Raw genomic sequence first — 385 nt, 5'->3', positions numbered from 1 at the left:
GCGATTGCATGCGCGCCAACGGCCAGCTGTCGATGAAGATAGCGGTGGCCGGCAAGGTCGTGCCTGGGCCGATGTTCGCGCCCGGCACCATCACCATGCCGATTCGCGTCGCGGTGATGCACGGCACCGATGTGCTCTACTCGCAGATCCACCAGTACCAGGTCCAGGTCTCCGACCCGTCGGCCGCGACGCAGTTCGTCTTCACCGACCAGAACGTCCTGGTGCCGGAACCGACCGCCAAGGACTACCAGGCCTTTGCCGGATATGACGAAAACACGCCGAAAGCCGCGACCGACAAGGGCAAGCGGAAGAAAAAGGCCGCTCCGGCGACAAACTGAGGTGGGCTGGGGCGGACGCTTCAAGCGTCCGCCGACCATTCCGACAG

1 pseudogene is annotated in these 385 nt (G+C 64.4%); it reads left to right on the top strand.

The features are described 5' to 3' along the window. A pseudogene (locus tag EOA29_RS40910) lies at nt 1-338 on the top strand (hypothetical protein); the annotation flags it as partial. Between the last annotated feature and the right edge of the window lie 47 nt (nt 339-385).

Origin of the sequence: Mesorhizobium sp. M1E.F.Ca.ET.063.01.1.1, from assembly GCF_003998155.1 — a bacterium.
Taxonomy (GTDB): domain Bacteria; phylum Pseudomonadota; class Alphaproteobacteria; order Rhizobiales; family Rhizobiaceae; genus Mesorhizobium.
This window is presented reverse-complemented; position numbering and strand designations above follow the sequence as displayed.